Origin of the sequence: Microcoleus sp. FACHB-1515 (genome assembly GCF_014696105.1) — a bacterium.
GTDB lineage: Bacteria > Cyanobacteriota > Cyanobacteriia > Elainellales > Elainellaceae > JAAUTJ01.
In genome coordinates, this window is sequence record NZ_JACJPO010000015.1 from 33,695 (window position 1) to 55,963 (window position 22,269).

The following is a 22,269-nucleotide window of genomic DNA, read 5'->3' on the forward strand; positions in this document are numbered from 1 at the left end:
GACGATCGCTTTGCAGTTCAAGCTAGCAGTGGTAGTTTATAAGCGCTGCTCTTGAAGAAATCTGGTTGTGTCTTACTCGCTACGCTCCCTTTGGATCGCGACCGCCTCAATCGGCTGTGTCATCAGTCCGGCTACGGCTCAAGTCATTCCTGATAATACTTTAGGCGCAGAAAATTCGCGAGTCAGTCGCGATCGCATTGGCAATTTAGAAAGCGATCGCATTGATGGCGGCGCAGTTCGCGGCAGCAATTTGTTTCATAGTTTCGATCGCTTCAATGTGGGCGAAGGGCGCGGCGTCTACTTCAGCAATCCAACTGGAATTGACAGCATTTTTAGTCGAGTTACAGGTCGCGATGTTTCAAATATTCTAGGGCGACTTGGCGTTTTAGGAACTGCCGACTTGTATTTAATCAATCCAAACGGCATTGTGTTTGGAGAAGATGCCAGCTTAGATGTCGTTGGTTCATTTACAGCGACTACATCAAACGCAATTGAATTTGGCGATCGTGGCGTTTTTGATGCAGCAAATCCAACCGTTCCATCCTCACTTTTAACGATTAATCCATCTGCCTATTTGTTTAGTCAGCCAAATGCTGGAGCGATCGTCAATCGCGCTAGCATTCCCATCGATCCTACCAGTGAATTGAGCTTTGGCCTGTTTGTTCTACCGACGGAAACTCTGACGCTTTTGGGAGGAGAGGTTCGCCTCAACGGAGGAGCGCTAACCGCTATCAGCGGTCAAATTGAAGTTGGCGCAGTTGATGGAATTGGCAGCGTTAGAGTCAATTCAAACGGACGTTTATTTTTTCCAAATCATCTCGATCGCGCGGATGTTTCATTAACAAACTCAGGCATCATCAACGTTTTGGGTGCTGGCGGTGGAACGGTTAGAATTCATGCTGACAATCTGCTGATTTCACAAGGTACGATCGGGGCTGGAATTGCTCCAGAATTAGGTTCTGCAACGGCACAGGCCGGAGATATTGTGTTGGATGCAACGGGCAGAATCCGAATAGAGCGATCGTCCTCGATTGGAAATGAAGTGTTAAGAAGCGAGAGCGGCGAATTTGGAACTGGTAATAGTGGCGACATCATTGTTCGCGGCGATTCGCTTTTAGTGAACGACTCTATAATCAGTGCAAGCACGTTTGGGATCGGCGATTCAGGTTCCATTCGCCTGAATGCCGTAAATGACATCCATTTACAGAACAGCATTCAAAACGACAGGGGAATTCGGACTGGTGTGGGGGCAACAGGTGTTGGTCAAACGGGTGATATTCAAATCACTGCTGGGGGACAAGTTCGCTTAAACCAAATGCTCATTGCGACGAGTTCGCGCAGTGCAACCTTTCAAGCAGGAGTTTCAATTGATCTCGATCGCCTTGCCAGCACCAGCAACGTTCGCATCAATGCGCGATCGTTTGAACTCGACAATTCGATTATTTCAACAGGCGTCTTTGAATTTCCAGGCTCAGCAGAAATTCCAGTTGGAGGTGCTAGCAATGTCACGATCAACGTAGCTGAAGAAATTGAAATCTTTGATTCCAACTTGAATGACGATATTATTCCTGGAATCGGAAGTCAAGTTGCCCCTGGTGCACTTGGTAGAGGCGGAAATATTTCACTAAATGCTCAATCTTTTTCGATCGCAAACGGCGGCCTCAGTTCAAGTAATTTGACAGGTTTTGGTGCCGAATCGCTTGACCGACCTTTAGCCACGTTCTTGCTCAACTTTGCAGAATTTGGGCAAAGCGGAAATATTCAAGTGCGAGTTGACGATCGATTCGAGGCAACGGACAGTCAAATATTTGCGGTCGGCTTAATTTTAGGTGGAGAAATTGCGATCGATGCTGGAGACATCTCGCTCCGCGAAGACACAACGGTTTCTTCTTTTGCCGGAGTGAGAGATGCCGGAGGAATTACCCTAGAAGCCGATTCAGTTTTAGCATTTGACAATGCAAATATTACTGCATTCTCGCTGGTTGGCAGAGGCGGAAATATTGAACTCGAAACGCCTGCCTTTTTTGCTGAAAACTATCGGTTCAGTTCAGCAAGTATTGAGAATTCGGGCTTGAGCGATCGAAGTTCACTAGAGGAGCTTGATGAGTTCAGCAACAGCGACGAGTTCAACGATTTTCTAGAGGAGCGCTTAGCTTTTTTAGATAACGATCGCGTTGATGTGGATGCCAGCGGCACAATTTCCGGCGGCGAAATTGCCATTCCAGATGTTAGCCTCGTGCAAAATAGCCTGGTCGAAATTCCCGAAAACGCGATCGATACGAACGCTTTACTTGCCAATAGCTGCATTACCCGCACGCCAAATCGCGGTAGCTTTATTGTTACCGGAAGTGGAAATCTGCCTGCTCGTCCCGGTGACGAATTTGCTTCACCCTACTCGACAGGAACGGTGCGATCGATTCCAGACGGCGAACCATCGATCGAGGAGCCGCAAGGTATTTACACGCTGCCAGATGGTCGATTGGTGATGAGCCGCGAGTGTGATGAATGACTTGCTTGTTCTACAGTTCACCATTTTCAATTTACGGACAAAGCGAGTAGAACTACGATTTCTTACAGTTTTTAGCAATTTGCTTTGTCGCTAGTGGAGATCGACTTGTCAGAAAGGGTTGCTGTTTCTCAAACTGATCTTTTTTAATCTTGAACTATGAACAACAGTGAGCTTAGGAGCAGAAGAGATGCAGAACATTCATTTAAACAAGCAGTTCAATCCTGAAGTGAATGCTCTAAAGATCGCTTCTCATTCTGCTCCTTTTTCTGCTCAAGCCGCTCAGCCAACCGGAATCGCAAAAAGCAGTTTTCAACCCGAAAAAACGAGTCAATCAGCAAATTGGAACGGCAGCAAAATTCGCGACGCTCAGCTTAGAAAAACGATCGCCAATCGGTTTATGGATGGTGTGATCGATCGATTTGACATGCTGAAAATCTTTTCACGGGCAGGCGATGGCGGACGGGTTGAGCAAACTGAGTTTCGAGACCTAAAAACGATCGTGCGTAGTAGCAGTCTTGGCCTGTCAGAGGATGTCAAAAACCTGGCGCAAAAAGTAATTTTAGGCAATGTTGCTAATCAGCACTATCAAGGTGAACAGCTAGGCAATCTTCAGACCAACAGCACCGCTGCACATCTGCAAAAATTGGTGAATAAATGGTTCTTTGGCAGCGATCGCCCGACCGCAAGTTCCACAGACGGTTGGACAAAATATTCCTACCGCAATGCCACCGCCTCGCTGTTTCAAGACGGTGCAAGCTACAGCGATATCCGTCAAGGTGATTTAGGAAACTGTTACTTCTTGTCGAGCTTAGCTTCAGCCGCCGTGCAATCTCCGCAACAGCTTCAAAGTATGTTTATTGATAATGGCGATGGTACGTTTGCCGTGCGCTTCTATAAAGCGAATGGCGAAGCCGATTATGTCACGGTCGATCGCAAACTACCTGTCAATCGCTGGAACAAATCTGCCTATGCCGACGGTCGCAGTGAAGTTTGGGTGGCACTGGCTGAAAAAGCCTATGTGCAGTGGCGCGAATCCGGTGCAGCAAACAGCAATTCCTATCAAAATATTGCGGCTGGCTATAGCCACGTTGCGACGCGACAAATTACGAATCGCAAATCCGACTATCAATTTCTAAGCGATACCACAAGCGACGCGATCGCCACTGCCTTTGCATCCGGAACGCAAATTACGATCGCTTCCAAGCCGCGTCCAGAAATTTATATCGAATCACGCCATGCCTACACGCTGCTGGGCTACAGCGCCGAAACGCAGACATTCACGCTTTATAATCCTTGGGGATCAGACGGCACAACCAGTCGAGACAGCAATCCAGATGATGGCCGCTTGGAGCTAACCTGGAACGAACTGAACCGCAACTTTGACTATTGGAGTTTCACGGCTTCGTAAAGCATGGAAATGTGGCGATTTGGCTGGATTCAGATTGGATGCGGAGCGAGTCCGTTTTGGCACGCGATCGCGCTGGTTGCTGCCTCGCCTGCCTTTGCCCAAACACCCCCACCTCCTGTTCTACCGCTGCCGTCCGACCTGCCGCCGCCGCCAAGCCTGCCGTCCGATCCGGCTCCGCCCCCGACGCTGCCGCTGCCACCGAGTCCGGTTTCGCCGCCTGCCCCTGAAAGCGTGCGATTTCAACTGCGCGATGTGGAGGTGCAGGGCAGTACAGTTCTGCAACCGGAAATTGCGGCTTTGATCGAACCGCTACGGGGTCAAGCTGTTTCATTTGAAGATCTTGTCAGTCTGCGATCGGCCATCACTCAGCTTTATATCGCCAATGGGTATGTCACGTCGGGCGCATTTTTGCCAAACAATCAAGATCTAGGCAGCGGCATCGTTCGCATTCAGGTGATCGAAGGGGCGCTAGAGCAAATTCAAATTACCGGATTGCAGCGCTTGCAGCCCAACTATGTGCGCGATCGCCTCGAACTTGCTGCCCAAGCGCCACTCAATCAGCAAGATTTGGTTGAAGCGCTTCAGCTTTTGCAGCTTAATCCCCTCATTCGTCAGGTGAATGCGGAACTGACGGCGGGCAGTGCGCCTGGTCGCAATTTGCTCCTCGTCGCGGTGCAGGAAGCCGATCCGGTCAGCCTCAGCCTCAGTGTGAACAATGCGCGATCGCCCAGTCTCGGCTCCAATCAGCTCAGCGTTGCCGCAACACATAGCAATCTGCTGGGATTGGGCGACAGCCTCAGCGTCAGCTACGGTTTGACCGAAGGACTCGATCAGTTCTCAGTTCGCTATGCGCTGCCCGTCAATCCGCAAGAGGGCACGGTGTCGCTCAGCTTCAGTCGCGATGACGGGCGCGTGGTGGCCGCAGATTTTGCCGATTTGGGAATTCGCAGCAACGCGGAAACGATTTCGATCGGATTTCGCCAGCCGATCGATCGATCGCCCCAAACTGAATTTGCGCTCAGCCTCGGCCTCGATTTGCGCCGCAGCCAAACTTTTATCCTTGAAGATGAACCGTTTTCGTTTTCGGCAGGTGCAGAAGATGGTGAATCGAACCTGACCGTGCTGCGGTTTTCACAAGAATGGGTCGATCGAGATGCCACTCGCGTTCTGGCAGCGCGATCGCAGTTCAGCCTCGGCCTCAACGCCTTCGATGCGACGATCAATACCAGCGGCACAGACGGCGAATTTTTTGCTTGGCTAGGACAGTTCCAGTACGTGCAGCAGGTGTCGCCTCGGCTCTTACTTGTCTCTCGCGTCGCCACTCAACTGACGCCCGATTCGCTGCTTTCGCTAGAACGATTTGGCTTTGGCGGCGTGGATACGGTGCGCGGCTATGTGCAAAATCAGCTTGTCACCGATAACGGCGTGCTGGGTTCGATCGAAGCGCGTCTTGCACTTGATTCCGCCGATCGCCTCCAGCTTATTGCGTTTGTCGATGCGGGCTACGGCTGGAACAATCGCGCTCCTGATCCGCCCGATCCACTCGTGGGCGTGGGGCTGGGCTTGCGCTGGTTTGCCACACCGGATTTGGCGCTCCAGCTTGACTACGGCATTCCGCTGACTCAAAGCGATCGCCAAGGCAGCTCACTTCAGGAAAATGGCATTTACTTTTCGGTGCGCTCTCAGCTTTAACAAAGGACGAGGAATGGAAAAAAGACCTCAGCCGATTCCCGACACTCGCCATACGCTAAGCTAACGCTCATCGGCTGAACCGTTACGCACATGGAAATTTTTGCTGAGGCTTACGCTTATGCCGCTGCGAACGCAGGTGAACTGGTCGCGGCATTCAGACAGCATTTGCTGTTGGTGCTACTGCCGTTGAGTATCGGCTTGCTGCTCGGCTTGCCGCTGGGCTTGTGGAGTGCACGATCGCGCACGGCTGCAACAGTGTTTATTAACAGCTTCAATGCCCTGCGAGTCGTTCCCAGCTTGGCAATTTTGTTTCTGGCGATTCCGTATTTTGGCCTTAGTTTTTGGTCAGCGGCGATCGCTCTGACGCTGCTGGTGATGCCACCGATCTTGATCAGCACGGATGTTGCCTTTCGCAATATCGACCCGATGATTCGCGAGGCGGCATTCGGCATGGGCATGAATCGTCAGCAAGTGCTGCGGCTCATTGAGATTCCGCTTGCCCTTCCGGTTGTGCTGGCGGGCATCAAAACGGCGATGGTGGAAGTGATTGCCAGCGCAACGCTTGCGGCCTTCATTGGTGCGGGCGGGCTGGGAACCTTTATCGTGCGCGGCTTTTCGCTATACGACAACGCCATTTTGCTGGTCGGCGCAATTCCCGTTGCGCTCTTGGCACTGCTGGCAGAAACCAGCCTCAGTTGGCTTCAGCGATCGGTCGAACCACCGACTACCTAATACGAGCCGTCAGGGTTCAATCTAGCGGGGCACAACATGCCGTGCCCCTACGCCAAAATTCTCACCGGACGTTGAGATGAGCAACCTGTGCAGGTGGAACGATCTTGCCGTACATTGCAACGATTTCTTTCACCTTGGTTTCCCAGGTGAAAGCCTTGGCGCGATCGATCGCGTGAACGGCCATTTGCTGCCGCAGGGCTGGATTTTCAATCAGCATCGTAATGTGCTTTTTCAAGTCTTCGACGACGTGCGATCGCGAAACAGGCTCAATTTTGAATCCGGTTTTTTCCGTGACATATTCACCAATGCCGCCATTGTTCACGACGATGCAGGGCAGGCCGCTTGCCATCGCTTCGATCACAACGGCTCCGCCAAATTCGCGAATTGAAGGGAAGCAAAAAACATCGGAAGTGCGGTAGTAGTCCAGCGTTTCTTGCTGCTGCACCCAGCCTGTGAAGTGAATGCGATCGCTCAAATTCAAAGCGTTGACTTGCGCTTCTAGTGCGCTTCGCTCCGAGCCATCACCGACGATCGACAGTTCCACTTTCTGCTGAATTGCCAAATCCAACTGGCCGATCGCGTCGATCAGCATGTCTGCGCCTTTGTAGGGAACCAATCTGCCGACAAACAGCAGCCTCACGACATCTGCATCAATTTTGGGCTGAGCCAGTTCTTCCTGACCTTTGAGAAAATCTTGAGTGATACCGTTTTCGTAGGCGAGGCTGATGCGATCGTCGGGGACATCAAACAAATCTTGAATCAAATTCAAGGTGTAGGTGGAGCCTGCCAAGATGCGATCGGCTTTTTCGTAGGTTTCCCGATAGCCCGGAATTACATGGCGACCGATGGTTCGCAAAAAGTTAAAGTAGGCAAATTCTTGGCGCGAAACGGCTTTGAATCCGGGTGGAAAAGGAACACCGCCGTTCACAGGTCCCAACACAAACGGCGTGCGATCGCACGCTTCAATCAGCTTGACGGGATAGCGCGGCATCATCGGCGTAATCGCGTGAACCACGTCAAATTCGCCGCTCAGCACGCGATCGCGAAATTTTTGGTAAACCTGCCGATTAAATTCGTCGTAAACCGGAAAGCTCAAGGTATTGTAGAGCGGCCAAATCGTTTTGCCTTTCACCTTGCTGAGCCGTTCCGCCAGCTTGTAGTACTGCCGAATCGAGCTGCTTTCGGCAATGTAAACGATTTCGCGATCGGGATGCGCCTTTTCAAGAGCAGACTGATTGCGATTGTGCGTTACCAGCGTCGTTTCAGCAAGCTGGCTAATGCCTTCGTAGTATCGATAGCCAACTAGCGGAACAGAAGCCCATTCTGGGTTGCACTGCTCGATAATCAGCAACACTTTGAATCGGCGATCTTGCATTCCTCGAACTTCCTCCCAGCAGGACGTAAAGTTTCTGCGCGGCAATTGTTAATTTGCGGTCTTTTCTGCAAATTGACAAAATTTCCGGTTCTACCTTAGACCAAGTTTGCGATCGCGCCGACCGTGTATTCGCAGGGCTTGCCCAGGATGGACAAAGCACTCAGCAGGTGAGCCGGTAGAATCGCTGTTGCGCCACCAGTCTAGCCAAACTTTCGACCCAAGACAAGAAAGACAAAAACCCTCAAACGAAATCGCTTGAGGGCTGGAGTTCCTGAAAATCGTCACTAAGTAATAATATGGCAGCGATTCACAAAAATCACAAGGGGGTGCGACCCTACGCCCGTGAAATTCCCGTGAAAACCCTTAGACAATCGAATCAGCTAGTATCGGGCGATCCGAGAGCGACTGACGATTTTCGATGGGAATGTACGGTGCTTCGTGCGTTCCTGTGTAGATCTGCGTAGGGCGAAAGATCCGATTTGCCTCTAGCTGTTCTTTCCAGTGAGCCAGCCATCCGGCCACACGAGCGATCGCAAACACGGGCGTAAACAGATCGGTGGGAATGCCCAGCTTGCGATAGACCAGTCCCGAATAGAAATCGACGTTCGCGTAAATGCCTTTTTCACCGAGCTTTTCGGCCACGCAATCCTCTAGCTCAACGGCGATGTCATAGTAGTCATCGCGGCCAAACTTCTCAAACAGTTGCTCAGCCAAATCCTGCAAAATGATGGCGCGTGGATCTTTGACTTTATAGACGCGATGACCGAAGCCCATAATTTTCGCTTTGCGATCGACACAATTTTCGACAAACGATCGAACGTTTTCGATCGAGCCAATTTCCTCCAACATTGTGATCACTTCTTCGTTTGCGCCGCCATGCAGCGGCCCCGCCAGCGTTCCGACTGCGGACGCGATCACACCATACGGATCGGTCAGGGTTGAAGCCGTCACCATTGCCGAAAACGTCGAAGCGTTAATCGTGTGTTCGGCGTGCAGCGTCAGGCAAATGTCAAAAATTTTCGCGGCCAGCGGATCCGGTTCGCGCTCGTTGAGCATATACAGGAAGTTGGCCGAATAGTTGAGATCGTCACGCGGCTGCACCGGATCGTTGCCTTTGCGAATTAGTTGAAAGGCGGCAACCATCGTGGGAATTTTTGCCAGCAGTCGCACAACCGCCGCCCGAATGTAAGCGGGATCTTCCAGCGCCCGGCGCGAGTAGAACAATCCCAAGGCGGCAGCGGAGGCTTGCAGTGCGTCCATTGGATGACCGCTTTCGGGGAAGCACTTCATCATGTCGCGAATGCGATACTTGAGGCGGCGATGATAGCGGATTTCATGCTCAAAGTCTGCGAGTTCATCCTTGGTGGGCAAATAGCCCCAAATGAGCAGGTAAGACGTTTCGAGAAACGTGCTGGCTTTGGCAAGTTCTTCGATGCGAATGCCGCGATATTCGAGAATGCCTTGCTTGCCATCCACAAAGCTAATGCTCGACTGGGTAGCCGGAATGCCTTCTAGTCCCGGTCTATACTCACAGACAGTCATAATTTCACCGTTTGTCTCAGAAGGTAGAACTTTGATCTTAGTTTGAGAGTGCCATACTGCTAAAGCGGGTTCTGTTGCACAAAGCAGCTTTTCACGCATGAGTAGCAATTTCGATCGCCCGCTATTTCGATCGCAGCAGGCGCGGTGGCGTCAGCCAAAACAGTTCGCACTGCCCGATCGCCACTTTGGTTTCCGGCACAGCAAGACCGATCGCCCCCGCTTTTTTCAGCACAATTCGCCCTTTCACCTCGCCCCAAATGAGCTGCTCTGCCCAAGCGCTCAAGTCCGGCTCATGTCCGACCAAGGCCAGCTTTGCATCCGGTGAATGCGGCCAGTTTTGCCACCAGGCGATCCAGTCTTCTAACTTGCCGTCATGCCCCAAAAAATCCGCTTCCTCTAATTGCGGACTTAACTTTGCTTCCAGCAAAATGTCAGCCGTTTGCTTCGCGCGGACATACGGACTGGTGAGCATGTGATCAAACTTAAGGCCGATCGATCGCATCTGCTGCGCGACCTGTTTGGTCTTTTCACGGCCTTCTTTGGTGAGCGGTCTTTGCGTGTCGTCGGCGTATGTGCCGCGATCGCCCGCCAGCCCATGCCGAATTAGATAAACTTCATTTACCATTGCAGCAGCCTGATTGAATATGCCTCAAATTAGCGCATCCGTGATGGTTTCCGAACACTAAAGCACTTATCAAACTTCTTGAATAATTCGGTTGCATTCGAGATGCCAATTTCTTGTCCCCAACTTTCAATGCAAAATAAAAATGCTTGAAGGTCGCGCTCCACTTGTCTGAGTGCCTTTTCAAAGGCAGCGCGGGACACCTCCACATGAAAGGCTTTCCTGACAGGTGCAATTCCCCCATCTGACCAAATTCGGATACTATTGCCCTGCCGCTCCAGCCAAGGACTCGGATCATGTCCTAGCCAAGGTGTTGTGCCTGTGCTTAAGAAATCAATCCATTCTCGCCAAGTTTCAAGACCACAACAGCAGCTTGGAGAAATCGGTTTATTTTCTTCACGAATTACTTGTATTCCACCGGGCAAAACTAGACTTTTCTGGTCGATAATTTTGTTAATTATTGCTTGCTTATCATCGACAAGTTTGATTTGGTTGTATTGAGCAAGCTGCGCGATGACTAATCCGATTTCTGGATATTCCATTTCTCCAGATAGCCGAATCATCGAGTAGGGCTGAACCTGGCTAATCTCCCAAGGACAGCACAACTGACCTTCAAAATAAGGCGCTTCTACGACAGGCTGAAACTGGATTGATGCGTTCATAAATTTCTGCCCAATTTTTTCACAGCTTATCAAATTCAAATTGAGAGATGCGATCGCCCAAATCTATCAGTGTTAATGTCAAAGAATCAGCGTTTTGGAAGCGGTTTTGGTTATGCGCTATTGGCGGGTGCTGCAATTGTTTTGGGGAACGGCGATCGCCGCAGAACTCGAATACCGACTGAATTTTGCGATCGCGGCTCTCAGCAGTGCGGGCAGTTTGGCAGGCAGTTTATTCAGCTTGTTTTTGTTTTATCGGACAGGCTACACCTTCGAGGGCTGGTCTTGGGCAGAAGCCCTGCTCGTCTTGGGATTGTTCACCTTGCTGCAAGGTTTTTCCAGTACGTTTCTTGCACCGAATCTGAATCAAATCGTCAAGCAGGTGCAGGACGGAACGCTCGACTTTGTTTTGCTCAAGCCGATTAGCTCGCAGTTTTGGCTTTCGACGCGCACCGTGTCGCCTTGGGGACTGCCGGATGTCTTTTTTGGCCTGATCATTATTTTTTATGCGGGCACTCAGCTACAGCTTGCACCCGTGAATTATCTGCTGGCGATCGCGCCGCTCACGTTCGGTCTGCTCAGCCTTTATAGCCTGTGGTTTATGCTGGGCGCTTTGAGCATTTGGTTTGTCAAGATCTACAACGTGACGGAAGTGCTGCGCGGACTGCTCGAAGCCGGACGGTTTCCGATGGTTGCGTATCCGGCAGCATACCGATTTTTCTTCACGTTCATCATTCCGGTTGCGTTTCTGACCACGATTCCCGCTGAAGCTCTGCTGCGCGAAACCGAAATCGGCTGGATCGCTGGAGCAGCAGGACTGGCGATCGCCCTGCTGCTGGTTTCTCGCTCATTTTGGAAGTTTGCCCAACGCTTCTACACCAGCGCATCGAGCTAGCGCGGAAAGCTGGGAAGTTCCACAGCCGCAAGCGATTGGCGTTTGCGCGTCGGTTGCCGCAGCGGATAGACAACGGGCGACGGCCAGTTTGACTTTGCGATCGGCAACTCTATGGCAGCAGGCAGGTCTGGTGTAGGTGCAGGAACCGGAGCCTGTGAAATGGGTGGTTCGCTACTGAAGGTCTGCGGCGCGCTTGCGGGCGGTTGCCAGTCCGGTTCGTCCGGCATCTGCTGCACAAATTCGGCAAAATCTTCGGCTGTGCTGGCTCGCACGACATCGTCTGTCGAAACCTCGATCAGGCGGGCGAGGTCTTGCCAGAGTGCCGCTTCATCGTCGGCAAGTTCGGCGGGTGCATCACTCAGGTCATGCAGCATGTCGGCGGTGATTTCGATCGTTTCGATCACGGTGGGTTCAGCCGCTTCGATCGATTCGACGATTTCTGCAACAGGCGTTTCAGCCGCTGCGGGTGCGGCTTCCAGATCAGCAGGCGAATCAATCCAATCAGAAAGCGTCGAGTGCAAATCAGAGTCAGACTGGACGGGCGGATCGATCGATTCGCTGCTGAGCCGTCGCAGCGCAGGCAAATTTTCGTTCGGGTCGATCGTGGGAAACTGCGGCTGGACTGACCAAGGCCGAATGCTCACCACTTTGGGCAGCAGAGCATGAGGGGCGGGCAGCGCGGCCTCCGATCGCTCCGCCTCTTCACAGGGAGAAGGCACATCCAGGCATTTATTCAGCGCAACTTTGAACTGCATTGTGTAGCGCTGCTGCCGCTGAAGGCGAATTTGCAAATCGCGACAGGTCGTTTCAACTTCGACAATCTTTTGCGCCTGTTCACCACAGCGCAATTGCGCGATCGAGCATTCGCGCTCAAGCTGGGCAATTCGCTCTTGCGAGTTTTCAAGCTGTTCGGTCAGCGTTTCCACCAAGATTTGCTGCCGCTGATTGGCCTGATGGCTAGATTCAAGCTGCTGCATCAGGTGCGACAGTTGCGTTTGCAGCGCGTTTTCCTTTGCGGCGGTTTGCGCTAGCACGTCTTGATGATGGGCAATTTCAGTCTGCAAATCTGTTTGACTGTGTTCGATCGCCGCCTCAAGCTGTTCGACGCGATCGAGCAGTTGCGTGTTGCACTCGTTCAACTGCTGAATCAGCTCGATCAGGTGCGTGACTTGTGCTTCGTCTGTCAATGGTTCATCTGTCGCGGGTTCTGGAGCGATCGCATCCACATTCACACTGTTGGGTAGCTCAACGGTCTGCCAGTCTTGCCAAACATCGTTCACCAGCGAATCATCAACCGGAAGCTCGGACGCGGACTCAGGAGAACCGGAGGTGGGGGGGATGTTCGCTTCACTCATGGTAGGGGAGACAGGATGGCTAACAACGGAGAGGACAAACGGTGAGAACAAATGCACTGCCTGCCCTGCGTCAATTGCAGACGAAAAGCAGGAATTGAGTTGCAAGCTTAGATCAAAGTTGCGACGGTGGCAATGGCCTCAAATAAGTCATTTCCACGCAAAAATCGCAACCACTAACTTAGTAGCACAGAAAACTCAACTCGCTGCTATTTTCACAGCAATTTTTACGTTCAGCACTCTAAATTTAGAGGCTGAACTGGTTTTTTCCGGTCGCAAAACGCTAGAACGCGACGCGATCGCCCCCTACCTGTCACGAAACCTGGGCAAATTGCAGCCCTACTCCAACCCCAATTCCCGTTTGAGCAAGCTGATCGATTTAGCGCTGATGTAGTTGTCATATGCGATCACCTGCGGGGCACGAATTAAATCTTCGCGAGCCGTTTGAATCGCAGTCTTGACCGTTGAAAGGCTGGCTTGGTCGCAGTGAATATACTGAGCGCTCCGGACGATCGCCCGAATCCGATAGGCATCTTCGGTTTGCGCCGTCATCAGCAGCACTTCATCGCCGCGTGAACTGTGAACGAGCACTTCTGCTGCCCGCAAAATGCCAGAACTGAGGCTGATCACGCCAACGCAGCTTCCTTTTGGCACAGATTTGAGCAGATTCAGCTCTTTACCATAGTCGTAAATGTCGATCGGAATGACGCGCACGGATTTGGGAGCGGCGATCGCTTCTGCTTCTGAAACAAAGTAGCGACTGGTGACGACCGTTCCCGATCGCGCCTGATCAAGAATTTGGCCGAGTTCTTCGATCGGCACAAGCTGAACGGGAATATGCAGCGCTTGCTCAAGTTCGCGCACCATCAGTTCGCCCGCACCCAAATCATTTGCCGGAGCCGTCACCAAAACTCGCGCACTACAGCGCAAGCGCCAATCGACTTCGGCTAGAAATAGCTCTCGTGCCTGACTGAGCGAGCAGCCTTGCGCCAACAGTTCATCCACGCTTTTTTGCACGAGCTTGTGTGCTTCGGGATGTTTGCTCAGCAGCGGCGATTTAGCTTTTGCGCCGTTTTCGTCGCCCTGTGCCCGAACATAAATGCCTGATCCGGCCTGTGCATCGACGACGCCTGCTTCTTCAAGCTGACGATAAACTTTGCTGATCGTGTTGCGGTGCAGTCCGGTTTGCATTGCAAGTTGGCGCGTGCTGGGCAGTCGATGTCCGGGGGGAAACTGCCGCGATGCGATCGCAAAGCTAATCTGATTAAAAAGTTGGGTAGATGCCGGAATTTCACTATCCGGCTGAATATGAAACTGAACCATTTCGAGCCTCCCAGATGCTCCGCGCTGCTTTTGTCAACAGCGCAACCTCAATAAGATGACGTTTATACACAAGTAGCTACACTGCACCCCGATCGCATTCCTGAAACTGTAGCGGCATCGGCCTTCAAGGAACGCCAAGTAAAAATAATAGGCCAGCTTGGAAAAGCAAGAATCGCCGTTTCCAATGTTGAAACAATCTAACTGTCCACTCTTCTATTATGCCAGTTATCTAGCGAGGTTGGGGAGGCGATCGCACTTGTGGAAATTCAGTGTTCGATCGACTGTCCTTAGCGGATAATGTCAGCTAGTTTGCGATCGTTTTGGGTCGTTTCAAAAATGCCTGTCCCTGATTTTCAAACGGTAATGCTACCTTTGCTGCAATATGCCAGCGATGGCGAGGTGCATTCGCTGCGAGAGGCGATCGAGGCTTTAGCCGATCGATTTAACCTGAGCGAACAAGCGCGACAAGAATTGCTGCCCAGCGGAAAACAAGCATTATTTGCTAATCGCGTCGGCTGGGCAAGAACGCATTTATTCAAAGTGGGTTTGTTGCAATCGTCAAAACGAGGATTTTTTCAGATTACCGATCGATATGCAAAAAACATCAATTTAAAGATTGTTCTTGTTGATGGTCAAAAACTTGCTCAACTGATGATCGATTACGGTGTCGGCGTTTCAACCAGCGAAATCTACGAGATTAAGAAGATTGATTCAGATTATTTTATTGAAGAATGAACCCTTGAATCAACAAACTAATTTCTCGCGATGACATTACAAATTCGATCGAATCTAACCCAAATTCACAGTGGCGATCTAGCTATTGATGCCTATCTCGCCATTCCCGAAACGGATCAAAAAGTTCCAGCGATCGTCGTCATTCAAGAAATTTTCGGCGTCAACGCTCATATTCGGAATGTGTGCGATCGCATTGCCAAACTGGGCTATGTGGCGATCGCGCCTGCTATCTACCAGCGGCTTGCACCAAGATATGAAACGGGCTACAGCGAGGCAGACGTGAAGCAGGGGCGGATTTATAAAGAGCAAACAAAGGTGGATGAACTGCTCAGTGATATTCAGGCGGCGATCGATTATGTCAAAACCTTGCCGCAAGTTGAACCCGATCGAATCGGCTGCATCGGCTTTTGCTTTGGCGGTCACGTTGCCTACCTTGCGGCGACTTTGCCGGATATCAAAGCGACGGCTTCGTTTTATGGCGCGGGCATTCCGAACTGGAGTCCGGGCGGCGGAACGGCGACGATCGAGCGCACTGCGGAGATTAAAGGCAAGCTCTATGCTTTTTTTGGAGCAGACGATGCCAGCATTCCGCCCGAACATGTAGAAGCGATTCGATCGGCACTCGATCGCCATTCGATCGAGCATCAGGTTTTCGTGTATCCGAAGGCGGGACATGGCTTTTTTTGCGAAGCGCGATCGAGCTATGCGCCGGAAGCAGCGAAAGCAGCGTGGCAACAGGTGCAGCAGCTATTTGACGAGTCGCTCTAGTCCAACGCGCTAGCCTAAGAAATTGCGGAGAATCTTTATGCGAATCGACAGCCGAAATCGAGTGGAATTGATTATATTGGGAAGACTCAGTGTGTCCTCAATTCACCGCATTTGTTTGACTGGAGGTTGATTTGTCTTTTTCCTCTGACGACTTTGCCAAGGCACTCGAACAGCACGACTACCAGTTTCAGCGCGGACAGGTCGTGCGTGGTAAAGCGTTTAGCTACGACTCCAATGGAGCCTTAATTGACATTGGCGGCAAATCGGCGGCCTTTTTGCCGATCGAAGAAGCCGCGATCAATCGCATCACCGATTTGTCGGCGATCGTTCCGGTTGGCGAAGAGCGCGAATTCATCATTGTCCGCGAACAAGACAACGACGGACAGGTGACGCTTTCAATTCGCCAGCTTGAACTGCGAAAAGCTTGGGATCGCCTCGAAGAAATGCAGGAAAATGGCCAAACGCTTCAGGCCAGAGTCAACGGCATCAACAAAGGCGGCGTCACGGTCGAAGCAATGGGCTTGCGCGGCTTCATTCCGCGATCGCACCTCGTCGAGCGCGACAATCTCGAATCGCTGATCGGCAAAGGGCTGACGGTTGCCGTGCTGGAAGTCGATCGCGACAAGCGCAAGCTCGTCCTCTCGCACCGCATGGCCGCTCAAGCCGCCAGCCTTGGCTCGCTGGAAATTGGTCAACTGATCGAAGGCAAAATCGTCGGAATTAAGCCGTTTGGCCTGTTTGTCGATTTTGACGGCACAACCGGACTTTTGCACATCAACCAGATCAGCAAAAACTACGTTGCCTCGCTCCAATCTTTGTTTGCAGTCAATCAGCCGATCAAAGCGGTAATTATCGATGTGGATGAACCGAAGCGGCGCATTTCACTGTCCACCAAAGTTCTCGAAAACTATCCGGGCGAAATGCTCGAAAAAATGCCGGAAGTGATGGCTGAAGCTGCGGAGCGGATGGCGAAAGTCGCGAAAGACCTCGATAAACAAACGGATTAAAAACCGTTTTCTCCCTCGGTTTTCACGTCACTGGGGGAGCCGATCGCCCGTCGATCGCTTGTCCTGCACAAGTTCACTGTCGATCGCAGTGACACTGGTTCGTCACCCAATGGACGATCGCGATCGATGAATTGAGTTTGACTTCCGCCGTAAAACACTCCAGTTCCTTCAGGCGGCTGGGCATCTTATGATGGTTGGCTGATTTGGGCTTGAAGCAGCCCTTGGCCTGTAAAGCATAATTCAAAAGCAATCTGATCAGCCAAACTCAATTCATCACGCGATCGCTCCATGCCCATCTTCCTCCCTCATCTCAAGCAGCAAGGCTTCCTCGAAACGCTACAGATGACCGTTTGCAACGTCGGCTCGCGCAAACTCAACGCCAGCGACGACTACGCCAACCGAGGTTGGGAAATCTTCGCTCCCAATCTGACGATCTACGGTTTCGATGCCGATGCCGACGCCTGCGAAGCTGCCAACGCCGACCTGGAGGAACGACAAATTAGCTGGCGCGAAATCCATTTGCCGATCGCGCTGAGCAACGCAATTGGCGAATCCACGCTTTACGTGACGCGCAGTCCGATGTGCAGTTCGCTTTATCCGCCCAACGAAATTTTTCTTCAGCGGTTTGCCGGACTGATCGAGCTAGTTGGCCTCGACTTCAGCGTTGAACTGGAAACAACGACGCTCGACGCCTTTTGTGCTGCCGAAGCGATCGAGGCGATCGATTTTCTCCAGATCGACGTGCAGGGCGCGGATTTGCTTGTGTTGCAGGGTGCAACTGACCTGCTCGATCGCAGCGTCCTCGCCGTCCAAATTGAAGTGGAATTCGCCCCGCTCTACCACAATCAACCGCTGTTTGCTGATGTCGATGCCTTCTTGCGGAATCAGGGATTTTCGCTGTTTGATCTCGCACAGGCACGGCGTCCTCGCCCAATTTCTCCGATTCATGGCCGCACTCAGCTTTTGTGGGGCGATGCATTCTACTTTCGCGATCTGCTTGCAGACTCAGCACCACCACCGTTCAAAACGCCTGCCAACCTGTTCAAACTTGCTTGCATCGCCGACGTAATGGGATTTCCCGACTACGCGCTGGAGTTGCTGGTGCATCTGGTGCAGCAGGATGGCAATCACGACTACAACTGTGCAGACGCGATCGCCACCAGCCTCCAGCAGTTTCCCCAGCTTGATTTGAACAATCTGCCTGCGATCGCGGCGATTCGATCGGCACTCAGCCCATCCACGCTGAAAACGCTTGCTCTAGATCGCGAGTAAACTGGCGAGCGTTCCACAGTGGCGCGGTTTGGCGACTCTGCCGTAGTTGCCAGCTTACGTGCTGCCGCAAGGCTGCATCGGTTCCCAAGCGAATGCCCCACTCCACATAATCTTCAGCGCTCCACGCGATTCCCGCTGACACGCCGACATTTTTGAGCATCGTGTAGCTGTTGCGGGCGGCAAACTGTTCGCCCACCTGCGTCACCAGCGGAATGCCCATCCACAACGTTTCCAGTGTCGTTGTTGCGCCATTGTAAGGAAACGTGTCGAGAACCACATCCGCGATCGCTAAATTTGCTCGATGCGTCGCTTCGTCCGAAACCAGCGGCAAAAAGCGGAGCCGATCGATCGCCACGCCTTCGCTTAATGCAATTTCTTCAAAGCACTGCCGCAAGCCGTCGGCATCGCCCAAGCCTTTCACCAGCAAATGGCTGTTCGGCACAGCTCGCAAAATCTGCATTTGCGCCCGAACGGTGTCAGGGTGGCGCTTAAAGGCGGACTGCGACGTGAGAAACACGATCGCCTCGCTGGAAATTCCAAGCTGATCTCGTCGCAGCGTTGGAACTCCGACCTCAAACCCATCAACGGCAATGTAGGTGCGCGGCAAGCGCCAAATGCATTCCCGATAATCAATTTGCGCGGTCTCTGGCAGCACGTAGGGATCGGCAATGAAGTAGTCGATCGCAGGCAGTCCTGATGCATCTGTGCCCAGCCAGGTCGCCTGAATCGGCGCGGGCTTGAGCGCCATCACTTCACAGGTGAGCGGAACCGTGATGCTGTCAAGATCGATCAAAATGTCAATGTCGTCAGCGCGAATTTGAGTGGCGATCGATCGTGCATCTCCAGTCAACAGGCGAAACTGAGTTGCTGCACGGGCGAACCATCGTTCTGAAAACGCTTCGAGCGGTGGTGGTTGCAGAAAGTAAACATAAGCCTCGAACTGGTCGCGATCGTAATGGGCAAACAGCCAGCGACACAGCCACCCGACCGAATGCTGCCGCAGACAGCGCGACAAATAGCCAATTCGCCGCTTGCTTTTGCGAGTGATTCCAGCGGGCGGCAGCGGCTCCAAGCTGGACTGATAGCGGGCAGCGGCTTGATTTTGCAGCGATCGCCTCGTGCTTGGATCATCTGCCAAATACGGCGCATAATACAGCGGTGAACAGACGATCGCGGCATTTGTGGAAGGAGCGATCGCCGTCAGATCAGCTTTTAGCAATGCAATTTGCTGAGCCTGAGCCGATTCCGCTGCACTCCAAGCTGATCCCAAGCAGAGCAAACCTTTGAGCAGCAAGGTGTTCGCTGCGAGTTGATGATCGAAATTGGGGGCAAGCTGGCGATAAAGCTGGGCAAGTTCCACGCCGTCTCGGTAGCGCTCCTGCGCGATCGCATTGCGCGTGGCATACGCAATTGTCGGCACATGCTGGGGATCAAGCTGTAAGCCCAAACGCAAATAGCGATCGGCTCGCTCAAAATCATGCTGTGTCGTAAGTTCGATCGCCTGTGGCAGCAGCAAATTTGTCCAGTCAGGCGACAAAACGGACGCACAAACTTCGGCTAGCGCAATTCCAACCTCTGGCTGAGCGGAGATCAAATCGCGCAGCGTGGTTTGCAGCAAATCGAGATCGATCGGCACTTCTGTTTGCAGCAGTTCGATCGCGCTGTCTACATATTCCGCTGCCGCAAGAGGATCGCTTGTGAGTTGCAGCAGATGCAGTAAATTGTCGAGGTCGGTCGGCACAAGCTCACGGAAATACTGCCGCAGCAGTTTGGCTGAATCGATCGAACGACGCTGGATTTCGCGCTGGAGAATTTCGGCCAGTTCGATCGTCCAGCAGGCGAGATCGTCGGCTTCTCCTTCTGCCATGCCCACCAGCCAAATTGCTTGTGCGTCCGCTTCTTGTTCTTGCAGCAGCGCAATCAAACCCAAATACCAGAAGGGCGTTTTGCTGTCAGTTTGATGAATCGCCGCTTCACAAAGCTGCCGCGCCTCGTCAAACGCATCGTTGCCAATGGCGCGATCGATCTCCTGCAAACAATCAATCGACATCTTGCTACTGGTCATAATGAGGAATCGCACCCTCGATTGCTAGACGCATCCACCCTCAAAATTAGCCGACGCCCCACGCTTGATTCTTGCACCCGACACCCCTCACCGCGATCGCAACCACATCTGCTCATACGCCGCTTCGAGATCGTGCGTGAACTGGCGGGCGTTCCAAAGCGGCGACGTGTGGCGCGATCGCTGTAACTGCCAGCTTACCTGCTGCCGCAAGGCTGCATCAGTTCCCAAGCGAATGCCCCACTCCACATAATCTTCAGCGCTCCACGCAATTCCCGCTGACACGCCGACATTTTTGAGCATCGTGTAGCTGTTGCGGGCGGCGAACTGTTCGCCCACCTGCGTCACCAGCGGAATGCCCATCCACAACGTTTCCAGCGTCGTCGTTGCGCCCGTGTAGGGAAACGTGTCGAGAACCACATCCGCCAGCGCTAAGTTGCCTCGGTGAACCGCTTCAGACGGAACGCGGGGCAGAAATCGGAGGCGATCGCCTGCAATGTCCATTTCCTCAGCCATTTGTCTAAAGAAAGCTTCGAGCGCGGCTTGGTCAGCCTTGATGCTTTTGATCAAAAAGTAGCTGTTGGGAACGGCCTGAAGAATTTGCAGTTGCCGTCGCACGTTGTCTGGATTGCGCTTCAGCCCAACCTGGGAACTGAAGTAGACGATCGCCTCGCTAGGAATGCCAAGCTGATCGCGCCGCAGGCTCGGCGCACTCACCTCAAATCCGTCAACGGCAATGTAGGTATGCGGCATTCGCCAAATTTGTTCTGCGTAGTAATCTTGGGCATCGTCCGGCAGCACATAGGGGTCAGCGATGAAGTAGTCCGTCTTTGGAAAGCCTGCCGCATCGTAGCCGAGCCAGTGAAGCTGCACGGGAGCAGGCTTGAGCGCGGCCACACCGCAGTCGGTAAATGAAGTCAAGCTGTCCATTTCGACAAGGATATCGATCTCATCTTGGTAAATTTGATCGGCCATTGCCGCTACATTTCCCGGCAGCAGGTGGAAGCGATCGCCATATTCGTCTTTGAACGCTTGCTGGAGGGGATCAGCCGACGATCGCGACGAATAAAGATGCGCTTCGACGCGATCGGAATCGAGATGATGCTTGAACAGCCAGCGACTTAGCCAGCCGACCGAATGCCGACGCAGCGACTCGGACAAATAGCCGACCTTGAGCCGTTGCGGTTTCGAGCGAGGAAAATGCGGATAGGTGCGATCGCAGTTGGCAATCACGCGGGACTGGGCGATCGCCGCGATCGCATTGCGCCGCGATCGATTTTCGCGGGGTTTGTCTTCAAAGTAAAAGCAAAACAGTCCGCAGGTTAATAGCCGCACCAGCATTCCCAGCTTTTCATCCGCATCGGAATCGCCGCCCTTCTGGGCAATTTCATCGAGCAGCAATTTGTAAAGTTCATAGACTTCGATCGCCCGCTGATGCTGTCCGCTGGCTGTCATCAAGCTGGTGAGCAAGCTTTGCGCGGCAAAGACGCGATCGACCACAGTGGGCATTTCGGCCAAGCACCGCTCGCCAAGCTGAATGCTCAGCCACAGTTCCTCGCTGCCATCAACCGCCTGCAACAGCGGAATCACCGCCATCAGCACATCCAAATCATTCGGCAGCAGGCGCACACAGATTTTTCCCAGGTCGGCGGCAAGCTGCGATTTGGCAGAGAGAAACACGCTTTGTGCTTTTGCCAGCAAAATCTCGACCATCGACGCGGGCGGAACGTGCAGCGCGATCGCTTCAATGCAAGCCAAAACGCTCGCCTGATTCGATTCCAATTCCACCAGTTGCCGCACCACTTCCAGCAGAAAATCCGGCGAGATTTCTGCTGCGTCCGGTAGCAAAGCGGCAATTTGAGTCAGCAGTTCAGCGTCGATCGCTTCGGGATCGCGTCGCAGATCGATCATCAGCAAAATCAGCAGATTCGGCAGATCGATCGCATTGAGTTGGCGCAAATGCTGCCGAACCAGCCAGGCTGCATCGAGATTTTCTGCGATCGCCAAGCGATCGGCTTCAGTGGTTAGAACCTGGGTAAGTTCGTGCAGCCAGATTTCTGCCTGCGGCTCATCCGCTTCTAGCAGCGGCGTCATCCAGACCATTTGTGCTTCTGCTTCTTGCTCTTGCAGCAGCAGCGCTAGACCGAGATGCCAGTAGGCTGCGATCGCGCCTTCCTCCGCCAACTGCTGCCACAGCAGCGCAGCGTCCGCATAATTTCCCTCGGCAAACAGGGCGAGGGCTTGGGTGTGTTGGGCAGATCGATCGAGCGTAGAAGCGGCGTTCATCAGGTTGGGGCGTTGCTTACCAGTCTTGGA

General features: G+C 52.7%; 17 protein-coding genes. 9 read left to right on the top strand and 8 right to left on the bottom strand.

Annotated elements, in window-relative coordinates; genetic code table 11:
- The first annotated feature begins 67 nt into the window (after window positions 1-67).
- The 4 genes from H6F67_RS03570 to H6F67_RS03585 all read left to right on the top strand — a co-directional run bounded on the left by H6F67_RS03570 (window position 68) and on the right by H6F67_RS03585 (window position 6,341).
- On the top strand, window positions 68-2,509 hold the full coding sequence (locus tag H6F67_RS03570) for a filamentous hemagglutinin N-terminal domain-containing protein (protein ID WP_190763395.1): 2,442 nt from the start codon (window positions 68-70) through the stop codon (window positions 2,507-2,509).
- 187 nt (window positions 2,510-2,696) lie between these two features.
- The gene (locus H6F67_RS03575) at window positions 2,697-3,917 is read left to right on the top strand and encodes a C2 family cysteine protease (protein WP_190763397.1); all 1,221 of its coding nucleotides are present in this window, start codon (window positions 2,697-2,699) and stop codon (window positions 3,915-3,917) included.
- Window positions 3,918-3,920: 3 nt separating this feature from the next.
- Entirely contained in the window at window positions 3,921-5,609 is a 1,689-nt protein-coding gene (locus tag H6F67_RS03580) for a ShlB/FhaC/HecB family hemolysin secretion/activation protein (RefSeq protein WP_199304223.1), read from the top strand.
- Window positions 5,610-5,699: 90 nt separating this feature from the next.
- Window positions 5,700-6,341, top strand: coding sequence for an ABC transporter permease (locus H6F67_RS03585; RefSeq protein WP_190763399.1), 642 nt, complete (start codon window positions 5,700-5,702; stop codon window positions 6,339-6,341).
- A gap of 61 nt (window positions 6,342-6,402) precedes the next feature.
- Here the strand turns inward: H6F67_RS03585 and H6F67_RS03590 are convergent, their stop codons facing one another.
- The 4 genes from H6F67_RS03590 to H6F67_RS03605 all read right to left on the bottom strand — a co-directional run bounded on the left by H6F67_RS03590 (window position 6,403) and on the right by H6F67_RS03605 (window position 10,422).
- On the bottom strand, window positions 6,403-7,716 hold the full coding sequence (locus H6F67_RS03590; protein ID WP_190763401.1) for a glycosyltransferase family 4 protein: 1,314 nt from the start codon (window positions 7,714-7,716) through the stop codon (window positions 6,403-6,405).
- Between the two features lie 363 nt (window positions 7,717-8,079).
- A complete protein-coding gene (locus tag H6F67_RS03595) occupies window positions 8,080-9,258 on the bottom strand; it encodes a citrate synthase (protein WP_190763404.1) in 1,179 nt (392 codons plus the stop codon).
- Between the two features lie 121 nt (window positions 9,259-9,379).
- Window positions 9,380-9,883 (bottom strand): phosphohistidine phosphatase SixA, encoded by a 504-nt coding sequence (gene sixA, locus H6F67_RS03600; protein ID WP_190763406.1) that lies wholly within the window; start codon window positions 9,881-9,883, stop codon window positions 9,380-9,382.
- A 29-nt stretch (window positions 9,884-9,912) separates the two neighbouring features.
- Window positions 9,913-10,422, bottom strand: a complete 510-nt coding sequence (locus tag H6F67_RS03605) for a hypothetical protein (protein ID WP_190763408.1) — start codon at window positions 10,420-10,422, stop codon at window positions 9,913-9,915.
- A gap of 232 nt (window positions 10,423-10,654) precedes the next feature.
- Here H6F67_RS03605 and H6F67_RS03610 point away from each other — a divergent pair, with 232 nt between their 5' ends.
- Complete coding sequence (locus H6F67_RS03610; RefSeq protein ID WP_190763410.1) at window positions 10,655-11,434, top strand: ABC transporter permease; 780 nt, start codon at window positions 10,655-10,657, stop codon at window positions 11,432-11,434.
- On the opposite strand, the gene H6F67_RS03615 is transcribed toward H6F67_RS03610, so the two are convergent.
- On the bottom strand, window positions 11,431-12,789 hold the full coding sequence (locus tag H6F67_RS03615) for a hypothetical protein (RefSeq protein ID WP_190763412.1): 1,359 nt from the start codon (window positions 12,787-12,789) through the stop codon (window positions 11,431-11,433). The two genes, H6F67_RS03610 and H6F67_RS03615, sit on opposite strands and share 4 nt — an antisense overlap.
- 336 nt (window positions 12,790-13,125) lie before the next feature.
- Entirely contained in the window at window positions 13,126-14,109 is a 984-nt protein-coding gene (locus H6F67_RS03620) for a GntR family transcriptional regulator (protein WP_190763414.1), read from the bottom strand.
- 336 nt (window positions 14,110-14,445) lie between these two features.
- Between H6F67_RS03620 and H6F67_RS03625 the strand changes: the two genes are divergently transcribed.
- The 4 genes from H6F67_RS03625 (at window position 14,446) to H6F67_RS03640 (ending at window position 17,891) form a co-directional block, all read left to right on the top strand.
- Window positions 14,446-14,844 (top strand): winged helix-turn-helix domain-containing protein, encoded by a 399-nt coding sequence (locus tag H6F67_RS03625; protein WP_190763417.1) that lies wholly within the window; start codon window positions 14,446-14,448, stop codon window positions 14,842-14,844.
- A gap of 30 nt (window positions 14,845-14,874) precedes the next feature.
- Window positions 14,875-15,612 (top strand): dienelactone hydrolase family protein, encoded by a 738-nt coding sequence (locus H6F67_RS03630; protein ID WP_190763418.1) that lies wholly within the window; start codon window positions 14,875-14,877, stop codon window positions 15,610-15,612.
- Window positions 15,613-15,743: 131 nt separating this feature from the next.
- Window positions 15,744-16,619 carry a S1 RNA-binding domain-containing protein gene (locus tag H6F67_RS03635; RefSeq protein WP_242020477.1) on the top strand — a complete coding sequence of 292 codons (876 nt, stop codon included), beginning with the start codon at window positions 15,744-15,746 and terminating at the stop codon, window positions 16,617-16,619.
- A 288-nt stretch (window positions 16,620-16,907) separates the two neighbouring features.
- A complete protein-coding gene (locus tag H6F67_RS03640) occupies window positions 16,908-17,891 on the top strand; it encodes an FkbM family methyltransferase (RefSeq protein WP_190763420.1) in 984 nt (327 codons plus the stop codon).
- On the opposite strand, the gene H6F67_RS03645 is transcribed toward H6F67_RS03640, so the two are convergent.
- Window positions 17,848-19,941, bottom strand: coding sequence for an O-linked N-acetylglucosamine transferase, SPINDLY family protein (locus H6F67_RS03645; RefSeq protein WP_190763422.1), 2,094 nt, complete (start codon window positions 19,939-19,941; stop codon window positions 17,848-17,850). The genes H6F67_RS03640 and H6F67_RS03645 overlap by 44 nt on opposite strands.
- Window positions 19,942-20,043: 102 nt before the next feature.
- Window positions 20,044-22,239, bottom strand: coding sequence for a hypothetical protein (locus H6F67_RS03650; RefSeq protein WP_190763424.1), 2,196 nt, complete (start codon window positions 22,237-22,239; stop codon window positions 20,044-20,046).
- Window positions 22,240-22,269 lie beyond the last annotated feature (30 nt).

What these genes read in the sequence shown, in the direction of transcription:
- H6F67_RS03575 (WP_190763397.1), top strand. Translation starts at nt 2,697, where the DNA reads ATGCAGAACATTCATTTAAACAAGCAGTTCAATCCTGAAGTGAATGCT.
- H6F67_RS03580 (WP_199304223.1), top strand. Translation starts at nt 3,921, where the DNA reads ATGGAAATGTGGCGATTTGGCTGGATTCAGATTGGATGCGGAGCGAGT.
- H6F67_RS03585 (WP_190763399.1), top strand. Translation starts at nt 5,700, where the DNA reads ATGGAAATTTTTGCTGAGGCTTACGCTTATGCCGCTGCGAACGCAGGT.
- H6F67_RS03590 (WP_190763401.1), bottom strand. Translation starts at nt 7,716, where the DNA reads ATGCAAGATCGCCGATTCAAAGTGTTGCTGATTATCGAGCAGTGCAAC.
- H6F67_RS03595 (WP_190763404.1), bottom strand. Translation starts at nt 9,258, where the DNA reads ATGACTGTCTGTGAGTATAGACCGGGACTAGAAGGCATTCCGGCTACC.
- sixA (WP_190763406.1), bottom strand. Translation starts at nt 9,883, where the DNA reads ATGGTAAATGAAGTTTATCTAATTCGGCATGGGCTGGCGGGCGATCGC.
- H6F67_RS03605 (WP_190763408.1), bottom strand. Translation starts at nt 10,422, where the DNA reads ATGGAATATCCAGAAATCGGATTAGTCATCGCGCAGCTTGCTCAATAC.
- H6F67_RS03610 (WP_190763410.1), top strand. Translation starts at nt 10,655, where the DNA reads ATGCGCTATTGGCGGGTGCTGCAATTGTTTTGGGGAACGGCGATCGCC.
- H6F67_RS03615 (WP_190763412.1), bottom strand. Translation starts at nt 12,789, where the DNA reads ATGAGTGAAGCGAACATCCCCCCCACCTCCGGTTCTCCTGAGTCCGCG.
- H6F67_RS03620 (WP_190763414.1), bottom strand. Translation starts at nt 14,109, where the DNA reads ATGGTTCAGTTTCATATTCAGCCGGATAGTGAAATTCCGGCATCTACC.
- H6F67_RS03625 (WP_190763417.1), top strand. Translation starts at nt 14,446, where the DNA reads ATGCCTGTCCCTGATTTTCAAACGGTAATGCTACCTTTGCTGCAATAT.
- H6F67_RS03630 (WP_190763418.1), top strand. Translation starts at nt 14,875, where the DNA reads ATGACATTACAAATTCGATCGAATCTAACCCAAATTCACAGTGGCGAT.
- H6F67_RS03640 (WP_190763420.1), top strand. Translation starts at nt 16,908, where the DNA reads ATGCCCATCTTCCTCCCTCATCTCAAGCAGCAAGGCTTCCTCGAAACG.
- H6F67_RS03645 (WP_190763422.1), bottom strand. Translation starts at nt 19,941, where the DNA reads ATGTCGATTGATTGTTTGCAGGAGATCGATCGCGCCATTGGCAACGAT.
- H6F67_RS03650 (WP_190763424.1), bottom strand. Translation starts at nt 22,239, where the DNA reads ATGAACGCCGCTTCTACGCTCGATCGATCTGCCCAACACACCCAAGCC.